At 70.0% G+C, this 18700-nt stretch carries 18 protein-coding genes; 12 read left to right on the top strand and 6 right to left on the bottom strand.

Annotation, left to right across the window (positions count from 1 at the left end; genetic code table 11):
• Positions 1-154: 154 nt before the first annotated feature.
• From sucC to ACIBVQ_RS08650, 3 genes are all read left to right on the top strand, one after another.
• Positions 155-1336: an ADP-forming succinate--CoA ligase subunit beta gene (sucC, locus tag ACIBVQ_RS08660; protein ID WP_352010090.1), complete on the top strand. Its 1182-nt coding sequence runs from the start codon at positions 155-157 to the stop codon at positions 1334-1336.
• Positions 1336-2211, top strand: a complete 876-nt coding sequence (sucD, locus tag ACIBVQ_RS08655; protein WP_352010089.1) for a succinate--CoA ligase subunit alpha — start codon at positions 1336-1338, stop codon at positions 2209-2211. The genes sucC and sucD overlap by 1 nt, the downstream gene beginning before the upstream one ends.
• 231 nt (positions 2212-2442) lie before the next feature.
• A complete protein-coding gene (locus ACIBVQ_RS08650; RefSeq protein WP_399176476.1) occupies positions 2443-4104 on the top strand; it encodes a DUF6350 family protein in 1662 nt (553 codons plus the stop codon).
• A gap of 168 nt (positions 4105-4272) precedes the next feature.
• On the opposite strand, the gene ACIBVQ_RS08645 is transcribed toward ACIBVQ_RS08650, so the two are convergent.
• Positions 4273-4929 (bottom strand): TetR/AcrR family transcriptional regulator, encoded by a 657-nt coding sequence (locus ACIBVQ_RS08645; protein WP_399176475.1) that lies wholly within the window; start codon positions 4927-4929, stop codon positions 4273-4275.
• 144 nt (positions 4930-5073) lie between these two features.
• Here ACIBVQ_RS08645 and ACIBVQ_RS08640 point away from each other — a divergent pair, with 144 nt between their 5' ends.
• Positions 5074-5802, top strand: coding sequence for an SDR family NAD(P)-dependent oxidoreductase (locus ACIBVQ_RS08640; protein WP_399176473.1), 729 nt, complete (start codon positions 5074-5076; stop codon positions 5800-5802).
• An 80-nt stretch (positions 5803-5882) separates the two neighbouring features.
• Positions 5883-6356, top strand: coding sequence for a TIGR00725 family protein (locus tag ACIBVQ_RS08635; RefSeq protein WP_390036582.1), 474 nt, complete (start codon positions 5883-5885; stop codon positions 6354-6356).
• A 6-nt stretch (positions 6357-6362) separates the two neighbouring features.
• Here the strand turns inward: ACIBVQ_RS08635 and ACIBVQ_RS08630 are convergent, their stop codons facing one another.
• Positions 6363-6773, bottom strand: coding sequence for a hypothetical protein (locus ACIBVQ_RS08630; RefSeq protein WP_352010084.1), 411 nt, complete (start codon positions 6771-6773; stop codon positions 6363-6365).
• A gap of 78 nt (positions 6774-6851) precedes the next feature.
• On the opposite strand from ACIBVQ_RS08630, the gene purN reads away from it, so the two are divergent.
• The 5 genes from purN to ACIBVQ_RS08605 all read left to right on the top strand — a co-directional run bounded on the left by purN (position 6852) and on the right by ACIBVQ_RS08605 (position 10570).
• Positions 6852-7472, top strand: a complete 621-nt coding sequence (gene purN / locus ACIBVQ_RS08625) for a phosphoribosylglycinamide formyltransferase (protein ID WP_352010083.1) — start codon at positions 6852-6854, stop codon at positions 7470-7472.
• Positions 7473-7515: 43 nt separating this feature from the next.
• Entirely contained in the window at positions 7516-9060 is a 1545-nt protein-coding gene (gene purH, locus ACIBVQ_RS08620; protein ID WP_352010082.1) for a bifunctional phosphoribosylaminoimidazolecarboxamide formyltransferase/IMP cyclohydrolase, read from the top strand.
• Between the two features lie 146 nt (positions 9061-9206).
• A complete protein-coding gene (locus tag ACIBVQ_RS08615; protein ID WP_362916135.1) occupies positions 9207-9392 on the top strand; it encodes a hypothetical protein in 186 nt (61 codons plus the stop codon).
• Between the two features lie 22 nt (positions 9393-9414).
• Positions 9415-10284, top strand: coding sequence for a bifunctional methylenetetrahydrofolate dehydrogenase/methenyltetrahydrofolate cyclohydrolase (locus tag ACIBVQ_RS08610; RefSeq protein WP_362916133.1), 870 nt, complete (start codon positions 9415-9417; stop codon positions 10282-10284).
• 4 nt (positions 10285-10288) lie between these two features.
• The gene (locus tag ACIBVQ_RS08605) at positions 10289-10570 is read left to right on the top strand and encodes a class I SAM-dependent methyltransferase (protein WP_399176469.1); all 282 of its coding nucleotides are present in this window, start codon (positions 10289-10291) and stop codon (positions 10568-10570) included.
• A gap of 134 nt (positions 10571-10704) precedes the next feature.
• Here ACIBVQ_RS08605 and ACIBVQ_RS08600 read toward each other — a convergent pair whose 3' ends face one another.
• The 4 genes from ACIBVQ_RS08600 to ACIBVQ_RS08585 all read right to left on the bottom strand — a co-directional run bounded on the left by ACIBVQ_RS08600 (position 10705) and on the right by ACIBVQ_RS08585 (position 15495).
• Complete coding sequence (locus tag ACIBVQ_RS08600) at positions 10705-11961, bottom strand: multidrug effflux MFS transporter (RefSeq protein WP_399176467.1); 1257 nt, start codon at positions 11959-11961, stop codon at positions 10705-10707.
• A 70-nt stretch (positions 11962-12031) separates the two neighbouring features.
• Positions 12032-12934 carry an ABC transporter permease gene (locus tag ACIBVQ_RS08595; protein ID WP_352010077.1) on the bottom strand — a complete coding sequence of 301 codons (903 nt, stop codon included), beginning with the start codon at positions 12932-12934 and terminating at the stop codon, positions 12032-12034.
• Positions 12931-13875: an ABC transporter permease gene (locus ACIBVQ_RS08590; protein ID WP_352010076.1), complete on the bottom strand. Its 945-nt coding sequence runs from the start codon at positions 13873-13875 to the stop codon at positions 12931-12933. Before ACIBVQ_RS08590 ends, ACIBVQ_RS08595 begins: the two co-directional genes overlap by 4 nt.
• Positions 13876-13881: 6 nt before the next feature.
• Complete coding sequence (locus ACIBVQ_RS08585) at positions 13882-15495, bottom strand: ABC transporter substrate-binding protein (RefSeq protein ID WP_352010075.1); 1614 nt, start codon at positions 15493-15495, stop codon at positions 13882-13884.
• A 244-nt stretch (positions 15496-15739) separates the two neighbouring features.
• On the opposite strand from ACIBVQ_RS08585, the gene ACIBVQ_RS08580 reads away from it, so the two are divergent.
• The gene (locus tag ACIBVQ_RS08580; RefSeq protein ID WP_399176464.1) at positions 15740-17713 is read left to right on the top strand and encodes a dipeptide ABC transporter ATP-binding protein; all 1974 of its coding nucleotides are present in this window, start codon (positions 15740-15742) and stop codon (positions 17711-17713) included.
• A gap of 41 nt (positions 17714-17754) precedes the next feature.
• On the top strand, positions 17755-18684 hold the full coding sequence (locus tag ACIBVQ_RS08575) for a helix-turn-helix transcriptional regulator (RefSeq protein WP_352010073.1): 930 nt from the start codon (positions 17755-17757) through the stop codon (positions 18682-18684).
• Positions 18685-18700: the final 16 nt, after the last annotated feature.

The following is an 18700-nucleotide window of genomic DNA, read 5'->3' as shown; positions in this document are numbered from 1 at the left end:
GAGGGCCCTTTCGTCCGCGAGGACCCGGTGACCTGGCCACGCCCCTCGGGAGGCTAGGCTTCTTTGGCGCAAAGACGCCGGGCTCCCCCATGAGAGCGAGGAGCCGGCCCGCCCACATTCTGTACACCAGCCGCACAAGCAAGGACGGACCCTCGTGGACCTGTTCGAACATCAGGCGAAGGAGCTCTTCGCGGAGTACGGCATCCCGGTGCCGCGCGGTATCGTCGCGCACACCGTGGAGGAGGCACGAGCGGCAGCCGAGCAGCTGACCGGCCGTGTCGTCGTCAAGGCACAGGTCAAGACCGGTGGCCGGGGTAAGGCGGGCGGCGTCAAGGTCGCCGACGACGCCGCCGACGCCGAGCAGAAGGCCACCCAGATCCTCGGCATGGACATCAAGGGCCACACGGTCCACAAGGTCCTGATCGAGGAGGCCAGCGCGATCGCGGAGGAGTACTACTTCTCCTTCCTGCTCGACCGTGCGAACCGTACCTTCCTCGCCATCTGCTCCGCCGCCGGCGGCATGGACATCGAGGAGGTCGCGCACACCGCCCCGGAGAAGGTCGCCAAGGTCCCGGTCTCCCCGCTGGACGGCGTCGACCGCGCCAAGGCCCGTGAGATCGCGGTCGCGGGCGGCCTGCCCGAGGTCGCGCTCGACGGCGCCGCCGAGCTCATCGAGAAGCTGTGGGCCGCCTTCGTCGACGAGGACGCCTCCCTGGTCGAGGTCAACCCGATGATCCTGTCCGCCGACGGCCAGGTGAAGGCCCTCGACGGCAAGGTCACCCTCGACGACAACGCCTCCTTCCGCCAGGCCGAGCACTCGGTTTTCGAGGACAAGGCCGCCGAGGACCCGCTTGAGGCCGCGGCCAAGGCCAAGGACCTCAACTACGTCAAGCTCGACGGCAGCGTCGGCATCATCGGCAACGGCGCGGGCCTGGTCATGTCCACCCTCGACGTCGTCGCCTACGCGGGCGAGGCCTTCCCCGGCCAGCCCAAGCCCGCCAACTTCCTCGACATCGGCGGCGGCGCCTCGGCCGAGGTCATGGCGGCGGGTCTGGAGATCATCCTCTCCGACCCCTCGGTCAAGTCGATCTTCGTCAACGTCTTCGGCGGCATCACCGCCTGTGACGCGGTCGCCAACGGCGTCGTGTCCGCCTTCCAGCTCCTGGAGAGCCGCGGCGAGGCCGTCAGCCGCCCCCTGGTCGTCCGTCTCGACGGCAACAACGCCGACCTCGGACGGAAGATCCTCGCCGACGCCAACCTCAAGGGCGTCGAGCTTGTCGACACGATGGACGATGCGGCCAAGCGCGCCGCCGAGCTCGCCGCGGTAGGTGCGTAATGGCTATCTGGCTGACCGAGAACAGCAAGATCATTGTTCAGGGCATGACCGGCGGCGAGGGCACCAAGCACACCCGCCGCATGCTCGCCTCCGGCGCCCGCGTCGTCGGCGGCGTCAACGCCCGTAAGGCCGGGACCGTCCACGAGGGCCTGCCCGTCTTCGGCACCGTCAAGGAGGCCATCGAGCAGACCGGCGCCGACGTCTCGGTCGTGTTCGTGCCCCCGGCGTTCACCAAGGACGCGGTCAAGGAGGCCGTCGACGCCGAGATCCCGCTCTGCGTGGTCATCACCGAGGGCGTCCCGGTCCACGACACCACCGAGTTCTGGGCCTACGCCGTCGCCAAGGGCAACAAGACCCGCATCATCGGCCCCAACTGCCCCGGTATCGCCTCCCCCGGCGCCTCCAACGCGGGCATCATCCCGGCCGACATCACCACCGCGGGCCGTATCGGCCTGGTGTCCAAGTCCGGCACGCTGACCTACCAGCTCATGTACGAGCTGCGTGACTTCGGCTTCTCGACCGCCGTCGGCATCGGTGGCGACCCGGTCATCGGCACCACGCACATCGACGCCCTCCAGGCCTTCCAGGACGACCCGGCGACCGACGCGATCGTGATGATCGGTGAGATCGGCGGAGACGCCGAGGAGCGCGCCGCCGCCTACATCGAGCAGCACGTGACCAAGCCGGTCGTCGCCTACGTCGCGGGCTTCACCGCCCCCGAGGGCAAGACCATGGGTCACGCGGGCGCGATCGTGTCCGGCTCGGCCGGAACCGCCCAGGCGAAGAAGGAGGCTCTGGAGAAGGTCGGCGTGCGCGTCGGCAAGACCCCGAGCGAGACCGCCCGCCTGATGCGCGAGGTCATGCAGGCCCGCTAGGACATCCCGGCAGGCCACAGGTGAAGGCGCCCGTCCTCGACGGGCGCCTTTCCCTGTTTCCGGCGTCCCCGGCCGCGTGGATCATCGGACGCGCGAGGTTCCCGGCCGCGTGGGGTTGTCGGCCGGGCGGGGCCGTTCGCACACCCCGGACGCACATCAGCCCGTACGGCGCCGCGACACGCGGGGCGATGAGTGCCTTCCCCGTGGAAGATCCTGAGACCATCGACTATTGTGACGGCCCTTCTCGACCAGCTACGGACGGCTCCCCGGAACGTCCTCAGCCGTATCCCCCTGCCCGGCGTCACTGGTGACGACGACGACGTCCGCAGGCCGCTTCCCGTCTCGGGGATGCTCGCCGCGGTGTGGACGCTCGGCGTGGGTCTCGCGGTGCTCACCACCTTCACCCTGGTCGGCTGGATCGCCTCCCCGAGGGGCGCGTTCAGCAGCGGCCTGCCCGGGGTCTTCCGTACGGCGGCGCAGTTGTGGCTGGTGGCCCACCACGCGGGGTTCTCCATCTCCGGCGGGGTCATCGGGCTGCTTCCCCTGGGGCTGACGGTCCTGCCCGCCTTCCTGCTCTACCGCGCGGGCGTCTGGATGACCAGGGACGCCGACCTGCGGCTCAGGATGCCCGCCAGACTGCCGAAGAACAGCCCGAAGGACGAGGCCAACGCCCGGCGCAGGGCGCAGCTCGTGCTGGTCGCCCAGGCGGGTGTCTCACTGGCGGCGCCGTACGCGCTGCTGGCGGGGGTGATCGCGCTGATCACCGACAACGAGGTCACCCAGCCGTTCATCGGTGAGACGCTGCTCAGCCACCTGCTGCTGGCCTTCGCCGCGGGCTCGCTGGCCACGGCCAGGGCGATCGGGCCGTGGCGGGCGATGCTGAGGTTGCTGCCCGAGCGCCTGCGCGCGGCCCTGATCAGCTCGGCCGCCGCGCTGGGGATCATGCTCGTGGCGGGCACGGTCCTGGTGACCGGCGCGCTCGTGGCGAACTTCTCGCAGGTCAGGGCGTTGTCGGAGATCCTGGCTCCCGGCTTCGTCGGGGGGTTGCTGCTCCTGCTGATCCAGGTGCTCTACCTACCGAACGCGATCGTCTGGGGCATGGCCTACACCGCGGGCCCCGGTTTCGCCGTGGGCGCGGGGACGCTGGTCGCCCCGACGGGGGTCCAGCTCGGCGTCGTGCCCAGCCTGCCGATCCTGGGGGCGCTTCCCGAGGCCGGTCCCACTCCGGCGTGGGTGATGGTGGTGGTCGCGCTGCCGTTCGCGGCGGGGGCGGTCGCGGGCGTCCTGAGCGTCAGGATCGCGCCCTCGCCGACCTACGAGGGCGCCCCGCTGTGGGGGTTCGCCTGCGGGCTGTTCACGGGCGCGGTGGCCGGGGCGCTGGCGGCGCTGTCCGGGGGTCCGCTCGGTGGCACACGGCTCACCATGGTCGGCCCCGCGGCCTGGGAGGTGATGCTCTCGGTCACCCTGGAGGTCGGTGTCGCCGCGGGGATCTCCGCGGGACTGGCCAACTGGTGGCTGATCTTCCGGGGTCAGAACACCGCCGTCGCCAGGGCCGCCGAGAGGGTCGGTACGGCGACCGCCCCGGTCCGCAAGGCGGGTGTCAAGATCGCCAAGGCCGCGGGCACCGTGGCGAGCAAGGTCGGCCTCGCCGATCCCGAGGAGCTGGGCAGGCTGCCCGGCCACTGGCTGGACGCCACCGAGTGCGAGACCCAGCCGATCCCGGTCATCAGGGACGACTGGCAGGACGAGCACGCCTCGGCCGCCGCGGAGAGCCCGTCGAAACCGGTCGACCGGGAGCCTCCGCGCCCACCCCGGCGTGACATCGTCGACGAGTCGGACGACAAGGGCGGCCACGTCATCTACCTGGACCCCTACGCCTGGGACCGCGACTGACACCAAGGCCGGATGGCCGGTATAGGACGTTTACTAGGAAATCTGTGGAAAACCAGTGGGTTGTGGGTACTCCCCTGGGGAGTGTGATTCGGCCCTCGCGGTTGGATCGTGCGCAAAAGGCGCGGCGGCATTTGCTGGGGAAGTGCTTGCCGCCGCGCCCCCGTCGTCCTAGCTCCCCGGCGTCGTCCGCAGTCTGATCGCGTCGAGTTGCTCATCGGCCATGGCGGGGACGGGGAGCGGGTGGGCGGTCTCGGCGCGCAGGCCGTCAAGGAAGAACGACAGGCAACGCCGCCAGGCCTGGGGTGCGACCCCCATCGACTCGCGGATCACCTGGGACATGGCCCAGACCAGCAGGGGCAGGTCCCGCATCTCGAAGTCCGCGCGCAGCGTGCCGCTCTCCTTGGCGCGTTCGACGACCTGACCGGCGAGTTCGAAGCCTTGGTGGCAGGAGGCGAGCACCCCCTCGCTCAGCGGCAGCCGCCGGGCCATCGCGTCGTTCAGTCCCTGGTCCTCGGCCTGGAGCGCGAACAGCCCCTCAAGGAAGCCGGTGAAGCCGCGCCAGGGGTCGGGGTCGGCCATCGCCGCCGCGGCGATGCGTTCCAGGGCGGCCAGCCGCTCGGGGAGGATCGCGTCGAAGAACGCCTCCCGGGTGGGGAAGTGGTTGTAGAGCGTGCCGATGCTGACCTCGGCCCTGCGGGCGATCTCCTCAAGCGGCGCGTCGAGCCCGCGCTCGCCGAACACCTGCTTGGCGGCTGCCAGCAACCTGTCGCGGTTGCGTACGGCGTCGGCACGCAGCGGCCTCGCAGGCCGGGCTTGGAGCGCCATGTGTCGTCAGTCCCCTCGAAGTGCGGATCCCACGAAAAGTCGAGGGAAGCCTCGATTTCATGGTACCTTCGCAAGAAATTGAGGCTTCCCTCAACTTTTAAACTGAGGGTTCCCTCAACCTATCTGGGGAAGGAAGGCGCAGCCATGTCCGCTTCACGTGGAGTCGCGGTCGTCATCGGAGTGGGGCCCGGCCTCGGCATGTCCATCGCGCACCGGCTCGGCCGCGAGGGCCACCCCGTCGTCCTGGTGTCCAGAAGCGACGCCAGACACGCCGGATATGTCTCCTCGCTCGCCGACGCCGGGATCAGGGCCGAGGCGTTCACCGCCGACGTGCGCGACCACGACCGCCTGCTGTCCGTCCTGGACACGGTCGTCGAACGGCACGGCCCCGTCGGGATGGTCTACTACGGGCCGGGTTCGACCGACCCCGAGTCCCACCCCGTCCCGATCCTCCAGGCCGGGCCGGAGGACGTCCGGCGGGCGATGGAGTGGGCCTACCCCGCCGTCGAGGTGACCCGGCGAGTCCTGCCCGGCATGATCGAACGCGGTGAGGGCGGCCTGCTGTTCGCCACCGGGCTCAGCGCCGTCATGCCGATGCCCGCCCTCGGCAACCTGGCGATCCTGTCGGCGGCCCTGCGCACCTACGCGGTGACCCTCAACACGGCCCTGACCGAGACGGGGGTCTACGCGGGCTGCCTGGTCATCGGCGGTGTCGTCGAACGCGGCGACATCCACGGGATGGTCTCCTCCCAGCCGGAGCGGTACGGCCCCGTGGCGGGCATGACCCTCGACCCCGACGCGCTCGCCGACGCCGCCTGGGAGATGTACGCGACCCGGGGCCGCGCCGAGGAGACCTTCAGCGTCTTCGGCTGACGGGAACCGCCCGGCGGGGGACACTTTGCCTACGCCACGGGGCCGTACCGGGGCGGGCGCGGCGACGACGGGGGAGCGCGATGGCGGTTCAGGTGGCGGTCTGCGGTCCCGGCGACTGCACGCCCCAGGAGGAGGCCGACGCGCGCGAGGTCGGCAGGCTGCTGGCCGAGCGGGGCGCGGTGGTGGTCTGCGGCGGCTACGGAGGCGTGATGGCCGCCGTCGCGGCGGGGGCGCGGTCGGCCGGTGGGACGGTCGTCGGCGTCCTGTCCAGGGCCGACCGGTGGCAGGCCAACCCCGACCTGAGCGTCGTGATCCCCACCGGCCTCGGCGAGGCGCGCAACGCCGTCGTCGTCAACTCGGGGGACGCCGTGATCGTCGTCGGCGGCTCGTGGGGCACGCTGTCCGAGCTGGCCCTGACCATGCGCGGGGGACGCGCCCCGGTGGTCCAGCTCGGCGGCTGGCGCGTCCTCGACCGCGACGGCGCCCCGCTGCCCGGCGTACGGCACGCCACCTCACCCGGGCAGGCCCTTGAGCTGACCGGGTTGTGGCCGTGAGGGTTCCTACGGAGTGAAGGGGAACCGGATGTCGCCGGGTTGCAGGAAGGGCATCTTCTTCTGCAGCGCCTGTTCGAGCTGCTGGACGCAGTCCTGCTGCGCGGCGACGGTGCCCGCCCCCGCGCGGCAGTTGGCGTAGGCCGAGAGCTCGTCACTGAGATAGAGCTGCATCGCCGCCATCGACAGGGAGATCGGCAGCGCCAGGGCCGACAGGACGATCCCGGCGACGGCCGTACCGGTCGGCTTGGAGACCGAACGCAGGGCGGGGATCGCGCGGATCGAGACGACCAGCGCGAATATCGACATGACAAGGCCGGCGAGAGGGAGCAGGAACGTCATCACCACGGAGGCGAACGCGAGCCACAGCGCCCTGCGCCCCGCGCTTTCCGCAGGCCGTGCCTGGACGGGTGACGTCAACGGACCTCCTTGCGTCGTACGAGCGCACAGGCCGATACCCTTGCAGCGGCGTGAGTCCCGTCCGAAAGGAGTGCGTCGGTGTCATCCCAGGCCGCTCGGCTTGTGGTCCTCGTATCCGGTTCTGGAACCAACCTACAGGCCCTGCTGGACGCTTCGGCCGATGAGGCGTACGGGGCCCGCATCGTCGCGGTCGGAGCCGACCGGCACGGCATCGAAGGACTGGCCCGCGCCGAGCGCGCGGGAGTGCCGACCTTCGTGGAGCGGCTGCCCGACCACGAGGACCGGGCCGCGTGGGACAGGGCGATCGCCGAGAGGATCGCCGAGCACCGGCCCGACCTGGTGATCCTCGCCGGGTTCATGAAGATCCTCGGTGAGCCGTCCACGACCTCCTTCACCATGGTCAACACCCATCCCGCGCTGCTGCCGTCCTTCCCCGGCGCCCACGGTGTCCGCGACGCCCTCGCCTACGGCGTCCGCGTCACCGGCTGCACGGTGATCCTGGCCGACGCCGGGGTGGACAGCGGGCCGATCGTCGCCCAGGAGGCGGTGGCCGTGCTCGACGGCGACGACGAGGAGACGCTGCACGAGCGCATCAAGGTCGTCGAGCGGAGGCTGCTCGTCGAGACCGTCGGCAGGCTGGCCCGGGAGGGCTGGACGGTGACCGGACGGACCGTACGTCTCGGACGATCCGGCGGATGAGCCGGACGGCCGGAAAATCTGAACAAAACAGGAGGACCACGAAGTGACCCGCATCGCCATCAGGCGCGCGTTGATCGCGGTGTATGACAAGAGCGGGCTGGAGGAGCTGGCCCGCGGACTCGACGCCGCAGGCGTGGAGATCGTCTCCACCGGCGGCACCGCCGCGACGATCGCCTCGTTCGGTGTTCCCGTCACCCCGGTCGAGTCGCTCACCGGGTTCCCCGAGTGCCTGGACGGCCGCGTCAAGACCCTGCACCCGAGGGTGCACGCGGGCCTGCTGGCCGACAGCGGCAACCCGGCCCACGTCAAGCAGCTCGAAGAGCTGGAGATCGAGCCGTTCGAGCTCGTCGTGGTCAACCTGTACCCGTTCCAGGAGACCGTCGCCTCCGGTGCCTCCGACGCCGAGTGCGTCGAGCAGATCGACATCGGCGGCCCGGCGATGATCCGCGCCGCGGCCAAGAACCACGGCACCGCCGCGGTCGTGGTGGACCCGGCCGTCTACGGCGACGTGCTCGCCGCGGTCGCGGCCGGTGGTTTCACCGTCACCGAGCGCCGTCGTCTCGCCGCCTCCGCCTACGCCCACACCGCCGCCTACGACACGGCGGTCGCCTCCTGGTTCGCCAACGTCTACGCCGCAGAGGAGGGCGCCTGGCCCACCTACATGGGCGCGGCCTGGACGCTCAGGACGCCGCTGCGCTACGGCGAGAACCCGCACCAGGGCGCGGCCCTCTACTCCGGCCAGCGGGACGGCCTGGCCAACGCCGAGCAGCTGCACGGCAAGGAGATGTCGTACAACAACTACCTCGACGCCGACGCCGCGTGGCGGGCCGCGTGGGACTTCGCCGAGCCCGCGGTCGCGATCATCAAGCACCAGAACCCCTGCGGCATCGCGGTCGGCGCCGACGTCGCCGAGGCGCACCGCAAGGCGCACGCCTGCGACCCGGTCTCGGCCTACGGCGGGGTGATCGCGGTCAACGGTGAGGTCACCGAGGAGCTCGCCGGGCAGATCGCCGAGGTGTTCACCGAGGTCGTGGTGGCCCCGTCGTTCACTCCCGAGGCGCTGACGCTGCTCACCGCGAAGAAGAGCATCCGTCTGCTGGCCTGCCCGAAGGGGCCGGACAACAAGGCCGAGTTCCGCCGGATCGACGGTGGCCTGCTGGTGCAGACGACCGACAGGGTGGACGCCCCCGGTGACGACCCCGCCACCTGGGAGCTCAAGGCGGGGGCGGCGGCCTCGCCGGAGGTCCTGGCCGACCTGGCCTTCGCCTGGCGGGCCAGCCGTTCGGTGAAGTCGAACGCGATCCTGCTGGCCTCCGGCGGCGCGAGCGTCGGCGTCGGCATGGGGCAGGTCAACCGGGTCGACTCGGCACGGCTGGCCGTCGCCCGCGCCGGTGAGCGCGCCAAGGGGTCGGTCGCGGCCTCCGACGCGTACTTCCCGTTCGCCGACGGCCTCGAACTGCTCGTCGCCGCCGGGATCACCGCGGTCGTCGAGCCGGGCGGCTCCATCCGCGACCCCGAGGTGATCGCCGCGGCCGAGGCCGCCGGGATCACGCTCTACTTCACCGGCACCCGGCACTTCTTCCACTAGTCTCAAGATCTTCCCAGGTCGTACGGCTGCCGCCATCCGTGGGGCAGCCGTGCACCAGAGACAGGAACGTGGCGGGACGGACAGGATTTTTCGGCTAAAAAGGGTTTAAAGCCCGGTTAAGGTGAAGCATCTCGTCCATCGCGCCCGTGGAGACTCCCATGCCCCTGCTCGGCTCCTTCCTGAACGCCTTCGTGATCATGAATGGGTTCTGGCAGAGCCCCGTGCTCCTCGTCATCGTGGCCCTCGGGGCCGCCTACCTGGGAGCCAAGGCTGTGGAGTACATCCCCTTCACCCGCCGCATCATCGAGCGCAGGCAAGCGAGCCGCGGCTGAACTTCATGGAAGGATTGGCGCCATGAGCGCGCAGATTCTGGACGGCAAGGCCACCGCGGCCAAGATCAAGGCAGACCTCGCGGCCAGGGTGGCCGTGCTGAGGGAGCGTGGCGTCACCCCGGGCCTGGGCACCGTCCTGGTCGGCGACGACCCCGGCAGCCAGATCTACGTGGCGGGAAAGCACCGTGACTGCGCCGAGGTCGGCATCTCCTCCATCCGCAGGGACCTGCCCGCCACCGCGACGCAGGCCGAGGTCGAGGCCGTCATCGACGAGCTCAACGCCTCGCCCGAGTGCACCGGCTACATCGTCCAGCTCCCGCTTCCCCGGCACCTGGACGCCCTGGCCCTGATCGAGCGGATGGACCCGGCGAAGGACGCCGACGGCCTGCACCCGATCAACCTGGGCCGTCTCGTGCACATGGTCGACGCGCCGCTGCCCTGCACCCCGCACGGCATCGTCCTGCTGCTGCGGGAGTACGGCGTGCCGCTCAAGGGCGCCGAGGTCGCCGTGGTCGGGCGCGGCATCACCGTGGGCCGTTCCCTGGGTCTGCTGCTGACCCGCAGGTCGGAGAACGCGACCGTCACCCTGTGCCACACCGGCACCCAGGACCTGGCCGCCCACGTCAGGCGCGCCGACATCGTCGTCGCCGCCGCGGGTGTGCCCCACCTGATCACCGCCGACATGGTCAAGCCCGGCGCCGCCGTACTCGACGTCGGGGTCTCCCGGGTCGACGGGAAGATCGCCGGTGACGTCGCCCCCGAGGTCGGCGAGGTCGCGGGCTTCCTGACCCCCAACCCCGGCGGTGTCGGCCCGATGACCAGGGCGCTGCTGCTCAGCAACGTCGTCGAGGCCGCGGAACGTCAGGTCCAGGGCGCCCAGGGCCCACTGTGACGACGTGGCCCCGCACGTCGCCGACCCGCGCGAGCGCCTGCCGTTCGACGACGTGATCGCGTCGCCGGTGCCGCACCACCTGGGGGACCGGGGGCCGGCGCCGGCCGAGCTGCGGCGGGTGCTCAGGTCCGGCGGCCGGCTGATCGCGTCGACCACCCCTTCGTGGCCTACACGATCCAGGGCCCCCGGCCCGACCACCTCGCGACCACCGGCTACTCCTTCGACCGGACGTTCGGCGGGCGGACCGTCCCGATGGGGTGCCGGCGCAAACCGTTGCACGCGGTGACCGACGCCTTCACGAACGCCGGGTTCCGGCTCTCCGTCATCGGTGAGCCGCAGCCCGGCCCGGCCGCCCGTGAGCTGTTCCCCGGAGGCCTCCACTTCTTCGTCGTCGAGGTGCCGGGATCCGGCGAACAGCGGTCACGGGTTCGGTTCGGAACCGCACGGCTGTGGCGCGGCCTCGGGGGTGTGGTTCGCACGCGGCCTGGCCACCAGCGCGTACGCCAGCCAGGAGCCGATGCGGGCCAGGGCGATCCCGCCGGTCATCGCGATGGCGCCGGCGCCGCCGAGCGATGCCAGCGGGGCGAACAGGGCGCCGAACAGGAAGCCCGTGCTGCCGAGCAGCGCGGCGGCCGTGCCCGCGTTGGCCGGATGACGGACCAGCGCGAGCGCCGTCGCGTTCGGCGAGGCCAGTCCGCCCGACATGATCGTGAAGAACAGCGAGGTCAGGAACACCCAGAGCGGCGCGTGCAGCGCCGCGGCGACGGCCGTACCGACACCGGTCACGACGGCGACCAGCGCCTCGGGCACGAGCAGCCGCTCCGGTGTGAAGCGGCGCAGGAGCAGGGCGTTGAACCAGCCGCCCAGGATCAGGCCGACCGAGTTGATCCCGAAGATCAGGGAGAACACCTGCGGACTCACGCCGTAGCCGTCCTCGATCACGAACGCGCTGAACGAGATGTAGATGAACAGCGCGATGCTGCCGATGCTCGACCCCAGGGTGCAGCCGACGAACAGCCGGTCGCCCGCCACCGCGGAGAAGCCCTCCCGTACCCGGGCCATGCCCCCCGAGTGCCGGTGCTCGGAGCGGAGCGTCTCGGGCAGGGTGAACGCCACGAGCAGCAGCACCGCGGAGATCGCGGCCAGGAAGACGAACAGGCCGCGCCAGTCGACGACGTACAGCAGCTGCCCGCCGATGACCGGGGCGACGATCGGTGCGAATCCGCCGATCAGCATCAGCAGCGACATGATGCGGGCCATCTGCCGGCCCTCGTACAGGTCGCGGACCATGGCCTCGACCACGACCATCCCGGCCGATCCGGCCAGTCCCTGCACCAGGCGCAGCACGATGAGCGTCTCGATCGACGGCGCCGCCGCGCACAGCAACGACGCCGCCGTGTACGTCACCACCCCGGCGAACAGCGGGCGCCTGCGGCCGATCCGGTCGCTGAGCGGGCCGATGAACAGCTGGCCGACGGCCAGGCCGATCATGCAGGCCGAGATGCTCCACTGGGCGGCGCCGTCGGAGGCCCCGAGCTGGCGGGCCAGCGCGGGCAACGCGGGCAGGTAGAGGTCGATCGACAGCGGGCCGAACGTCGACAGCGCTCCGAGGGTGAAGAGCAGCCTGCGGGTCCGGGCGATCGGAGGCGGGACGGCCGGTGGGCCGTCCGCGCTCACGTGTGACCCACCGGGTGGCCTCGCCTGGACGCGGTCACCGGGTGGCTTTCCCCCGAATGTGTGCCTGCGCTCACCGGCGCGACCGCCGCTGTCGTCGCTGCTGGTCGAGCAGCATCCTCGCCCGAGGATCGACGAAGGCGCGCAGCGCCGAACCGGTGAGGTTCAGCAGGAACACGAACAGGGCGATGGTCAGGCCGGGGAAGATCACCATGGTCGGGTGGGTCTGCAGGTAGGTACGCCCGTCGGCGACCATGTTTCCCCAGGTGGCGGTGGGTGGTGAGATGCCGAGACCGAGGAAGCTGAGCGAGCCGTCGATGAGCATGGCGCCCGCCGACAGCAGTACGCACTGCACGACGGCCAGCGGCAGGGTGTTCGGCAGGATGTGCACGCCCAGGGTCTTCCACGGCCCCATGCCGGACACCCTGGCCGCCTTCACGTAGGTGCGGGTGGTCAGGCCGAGCACACGGCTGCGGATGATCCGGGCCGTGTACGGGGTGAAGATGATCGTCACGGCGAGCAGTTCGCTCATCATGCCGGGACCGACCACGACCGCGAACACGATCGCCAGGATGATCGACGGGAACGCCATCCAGGCGTCCACGACCCGCATGATCACCGTGCCCGCCCGCGCGAAGTAGCCCGCGACCAGGCCGATGAACGTGCCGAGCCCGACCGAGCACAGCGTGATCAGCATGGTCATCCCGATGGAGACCCGACCGGCGGAGGCCCACCTGGCGAACAGGTCGCGGCCGTACTTGTCGGTGCCCATCAGGTGCTCACCCGACGGCGGCAGCAACCGGTTCACCGGGTCGGCGGCGTTCGGGTCGGGCAGGAACGGCGGGAGCACCATGACCACCAGGGTGATCAGGATCAGCAGCCCGCCCGTCACGATCAGCGTGGGGTTTCGCCGGACGAACGAGCGGACCCGGGTGGGGGCCGTCACGGTCGGCGCGGTGGCGAGGTCGGCGGTCACGACACCCGCACCTTCGGGTCGATCAGCGCGTAGGCGAGATCGACCAGCAGGTTCATCAGCACGAACAGGAACGCGATGAACATGACACCCCCCTGGATGAGCGGGAAGTCCCGGGCGTAGACGGCGCCGAGCAGTGTGGTGCCGAGGCCCGGGATGATGAAGATGCTCTCGATCACCACCACGCCGCCGATCAGCGAGGCGAAGTTCAGGCCCACCGTGGTGAGGACCGGCAGCATGGAGTTGGGCAGCACGTGCTTCAGCATGATCCGCCGTTCGCCGACGCCCTTGGCCCGCGCGGTACGCAGGTAGAGCTGGGTCAGCTCACCGAGCACGCTCTCCTCCATGGTGATGGTGAGGAAGGCGGTCTGCCCGACGACGAGCACCGCGACCGGCAACGCCAGCTGGGTGATCGCGGTCGCCGGGTCCTCGAACAGCGGGGTGTAGCCGCCGGTCGGGAACCAGCCGAAGGTGAGCGCGAACAGGTAGACCGCCAGCAGCGCGAGCCAGAACTCCGGCAGGGCCAGCCCGAACTGGGTGGCCCGGTTGACGAGCCGGGCCACCCGGTTGTGCGGCGCCACGGTGACCCAGGTGACGATCAGCACGGTGAGGATGAAGCTGATCACCGTACTCAGGATGGCCAGGGTCAGCGTGGGTGCGATGTTGTCGAAGATCATCTGCAGGACCGGGAGGTTGTACTTGATCGACGTACCGAAGTCACCGCTCAGCACGTTGCCCAGCCAGTGCAGATACTGCTCGTACAGCGGTCCGGTCAGGCCGAGGTCCTGGCGAAGCCGTTCGAGTTGCTCCGGGCTGGCCTTGGTGCCCAGGAGCACCGCGGCCGGGTCACCCGGGATCGAGCGCAGCAGGAAGAACAGTGCGGTGCCGACCACGAACAGCACGATCACCAGATCGCGCAACCGGCGCAGAATGACCCCCAGCATCAGGTGCTACCTCGCCAGCCAGGTGTTGGCGAACTCCAGGCCCCAGCCGTCATAGCCCTGCACCTTCGGGTTGTAGGCCACGTAGGACCTGGCGTGGTAGAGCGTCAGCGTGGGCAGGTTCTGCGAGGTGAACTCCTGGATCTTGTCGATCGCCTGCTTCTGCTCCTCCGGCGTCTTGGCCGCGTTGTACGCGGTCAGCAGGGGCGCGAGCTTGTCCCTCGGGTAACCCATGTTGTCCATGCCCTGGACGTTGTCGCTGTAGGACGGGACGGGCGGGTTGGCGTCGTCCATCAGCGCGAGCACGTCCCAGCTGTTCGGCTGGTTGTTCTTGCGGCCGATCAGGGTGGCGAAGTCGTAGCTCTCGACGGTCGCGTTGATCCCGATCTTCTTCAGCGAGTCCTGGATGATGACCAGGGCGTCCTTGAACTGCGGGAACTCGTCCGTGGTGATCATGCGGATGGTCTGGCCGGGGCGCAGGCCCGCGGCGGCGAACATCTGCTTGGCCTTCTCCGGGTCGTGCTGGTCCCACTTGGCCTTGCCGGCCTCGGAGTACATGGCCTTGTTGGTCTGGGTGGCGAACGCGCCGTTGCTGGGCAGCACCAGGTCGGGCACGCCCTGCGAGTCCATGATCGCCTTCTTGTCGACGAGCATGTTCATCGCGTCCCTGGCCTCGGGCTTGGAGAAGATCGAGCCGGAGTTGTGGTTGAGCGCGATGTACTGGACGTTCGCGGCGCCCTCGACGCCGATCTTGAGGTTGGGGTTCTGCTTGATCTGGTCGTACTGGTCGTAGGACGGCTCGGAGACGTCGAGCAGCCCGGTCTGCAGGCTGTTGAACGCGGCGTCGCGGTCGGCGATCACCTTGTAGGTGATGGTGTCCAGGTAGGCGCCCTTGGCTCCGGCGTACCCGCTGGACTCACCGGCCGGCGGCTTGTACTTGTCGTTGCGCTCCAGCACGATCTCCTGGCCCGCCGTCCAGGTCTTCAGCTTGTACGGCCCGGTGCCGATCGAGTGGTCCTGGGGGATTCCGGTGGCTCCGGCGGCGGCCACGTCGGCGGCCCTGCGGATGCCGCTGCCGTGGCTGGAGGCCATGAGGGCGACGAGGTTGAACGGCGCCTTCATGGAGAACACCACGGTGCCCTCGTCGGGCGCGGTGATCTCCTTGAGCACCGGCTTGAGCGAGCCCGCGTAGCTGCCCTTCTCCACCCAGTAGCGCATGGAGGCCACCACGTCCGCCGAGGTCAGCGGCGAGCCGTCGGAGAACTGGACGCCCTTGCGCAGGGTGAAGGTGTAGGTCAGGCCGTCATCACTCTTCTTGTAAGATTCGGCCAGCACGGGCTGGGGCTGGTAGTTGGCGTCGATGGCGACCAGAGACTCGAAGATCTCGTGCCCGAGATAGCTGGTTCCTGCGTTGCTGTTCTGCACCGTGTCCAGCGATCCAGGGTCCTGGGCGAGGCGGACGGTCAGGTTGCCGCCTCGCGCGGGCTGTCCCGCGTCGCTCTGTGCAGCCGGGGTGGCCGGGGTGGATGGGGACTTTGTGGCAGTGCCGCAAGCCGAGAGCAAGAGCCCTGCCGTGACGAGGGCGATGATCTTGGGTTTGCGACGTTGTCCGGTGCGATCCATTGCGGCTCCTCGCGCCTGTTTCCGCGGGTCGGTGGCGGAGAACGTAACCCGGCCCGCCCGTCCAAGATAGGCGTCGATGTCGGCTTTTATGTCACTCATGCGAAATCAGCCAACCTGTGCCCATGAGTGTGGACAGACGCCGTTCCCGATCGGCACACTGTGCCCACAGCCTTGTTAAGCGGCAGCTTTGAGGTGCAGAATCCCCGACCCGAGGTCAGGTTGGCCGACGGAAAGGATGACACCCATGTCACTACTCGAGATAGACCGCCTCTCCGTTGGAGTACTTTCCGACGAGGTGACCACCGACCTGGTCCACGAACTCACCCTCAGCCTTGATTCCGGACAGACCCTGTGCGTCGTCGGCGAGTCCGGCAGCGGCAAGACCGTCACCGTGCTGTCCATCATCCGCCTGCTGGAGTTCGTCGCCCCGGTGCGGACCACCGGCGCGGTCCGGCTCGACGACGTCGACCTGACCTCACTGAACGCGACGCAGATGCGGTCGTTCCGCGGCCGGCGGATCGGAATGGTGTTCCAGGAGGCGCTCGACTCGCTGAACCCGGCGCAGCGGATCGGTGTGCAGCTCGGCGAGGCCTACTGGTCGGCCGACGCCGCCTCACGTCGTGGTGACCTTCGTGCGCAGGGGCAGGCCAGGGCGCTTGAGCTGCTGGGGGAGGTGGGTTTCCCCGACCCCGAGCGGGTGGCGAACCTGTACCCGCACCAGCTCTCCGGCGGGATGCAGCAGCGGGTGATGATCGCCATGGCGCTGATGTCCAGCCCTGATCTTCTGCTGGCCGACGAGCCCACGACCGCGTTGGACGTGACCACCCAGGCCGAGATCCTGCGCCTGTTCCGTACGGTGCAGCAGGAACACCAGATGGCGTGCGTGTTCATCACCCACGACATGGGTGTGGCGGCGGAGATCGCCGACCGGATCGCGGTGATGTACGCGGGCCGCCTGGTCGAGGTCGGGCCCGCGGCGGAGGTGCTCAGCTCGCCCAGGCACCGCTACACGCGGGCCCTGGTCGAGTGCGTGCCGCAGGTGGGTGTGCGCCACACCCGGGGCATGCCGTCCATCGTCGGCTCCGTCCCCGAGGCGGGCGCCAAGCTCCCCGGCTGCCGGTTCGCCCCACGCTGCTCGCACGCGGGGGACCGCTGCCGTTCCGAGGAACCGCCGCTGGCCCTCGTCACCGTTCCGGTGGAGGAGATCAAGCGTGTGGAGCGTTCCGAAACGGCCGTGGTGGAGCGGCAGGCCGAGGTCGCCTGCTGGAACCCCGGCGCCGGCCCGGTCGCCCTGCCCTCGCCCGTCGTCACGGCCACCGAGGCCGGGGCCGAGGCGCGGACCGAACCGCTCCTGGTGATCGACGACGTCCGCCGGGAGTTCGTCACCCGCAGCGGCCGCGCCGGCGGCCTGCTGAGGCTGCGCCGCCGCGAGCGCATGCCCGCCGTCGACGGGGTCAGCCTGGACATCCGGCCGGGCGAGTTCTTCGGTCTGGTCGGCGAGTCGGGCAGCGGCAAGACGACCCTCGGGCAGATCGTCTCGGCGCTCGACCACCCCACCGAGGGCACGATCACCGTGGACGGCCAGCGGCACACCTCACGTGGCCTGGAAGGCGACGTCAGGGCCTTCCGCCGTACCGTGCAGCTGGTCTTCCAGGACCCGCAGAGCTCGCTGGACCCGCGCCACACCGTGGGCCGGATCATCGCCGAGCCGCTGCGCGAGCTGACCGACCTGCGCGGCGCCGACCTGCGCCGCCGGGTGGAGCGACTGATCGACGAGGTCGGCCTGCCCAAGGCGATCATCGACAAGCTCCCCGGGCAGATCTCCGGCGGGCAGCGCCAGCGGGTCGCCATCGCGCGAGCCCTCGCCCCGGAGCCCCGGCTGATCGTGGCCGACGAGCCCACCTCCGCGCTCGACGTCTCGGTGCAGGGACAGGTGATGAACCTCCTGCTGGACCTGCGCCGCGAGCACAACCTGAGCTACCTGTTCATCACCCACAACCTGAGCCTGATCCTCTCGGTCGCCGACCGGGTCGGGGTGATGAAGAACGGCAGGCTGATCGAGGTCGCCACCCCCGAGAAGCTCGCCACGGAGCCGCAGCACGACTACACCCGTACCCTGCTGGCGGCCAACCCGGGCATCACCCCCTCTTCCCCGGCTTCACCGGAAGCCTCCTCGGTTTCACCGGAAGCCGAGGGCACCGCAAGTTCGCGTCAGTGACACTGGGAGCCGCCATGCCGTCTGTGTCGTCCATCTCGTCTGTGTCATCCACCTCGGTCTCTCCCGTCTCGTTCCCGACCCACAGCTTCGACGACCCCCTCATCGGCGACGGGGCCCCCGGTTTCGCCATCGGGTCGTTCGCCGACCTGGCGCCCTGGTCGTCCGCGCCCTACCCGCACCGGCACGAGTTCTACGAACTGGTGTGCGTGACCGGCGGCACGGGCACCCACGTGATCGACTTCGTGCCGTACAAGGTCACCCCGATGACGATGTACTTCGTCGCCCCAGGTCAGGTGCAGTTCTGGGAGGGCCACACCCCTCTTGAGGGATACATCGTCACCTTCGTCGAGGAGTTCCTGGTTCCCCAGTACGGGGACCGGGTCTCCCCGCGTCGGTCCCTGGCGCTCGACCCGCTGGGCACCGGGCACGCCCTGCACCTGGCCCCCGAGGAGGTCGAGCCGGTCACCACGCTGCTGGCCGCGCTGGTCAGGGAGTACCAGCGTCCCGGCGGCACCGACGTCTCGGTGCTCCAGGCGTACCTGCACATCCTGCTGGTCGAGATGCGCAGGTTCAGCCGGGGCGCGGACGTCCGTACCGTCGAGGAGGACAGCGGCACCGCGCTGGCCCGCCGCTACCTGCGGCTGGTGAGCGAGGAACTGCCGTACGAGCAGAGTGTCAGCGGCTACGCCAGCCGGATCGGGGTGACCCCCAAGCACCTGGCGGACGTGGTCAAACGCACCACGGGCAAGCGGCCCGCGGAGATCATCCGGGCCGCGCTGACCGTCGAGGCCAAGCGGCTGCTCAGGCACACCGACCTGACCGTCGCCCAGGTCTCCCAGCGGTTGCTGTTCGACAACCCGTCGTACTTCGGCCGCTTCTTCAAGCGCGAGACCGGAACGAGCCCGGGAGAGTTCCGCAGGCGCGCCGGCGCCGCGGATTACCTCCGTTCAGTGACAGGGCCGCCGACCTGACGAGCTATATGTGCCG

It is taken from the genome of Streptosporangium sp. NPDC049376, assembly GCF_044466505.1.
GTDB lineage: Bacteria > Actinomycetota > Actinomycetes > Streptosporangiales > Streptosporangiaceae > Streptosporangium.
The sequence above is the reverse complement of the archived record's forward strand: the minus strand, read 5'-3'. Positions and strand labels throughout refer to the sequence as shown.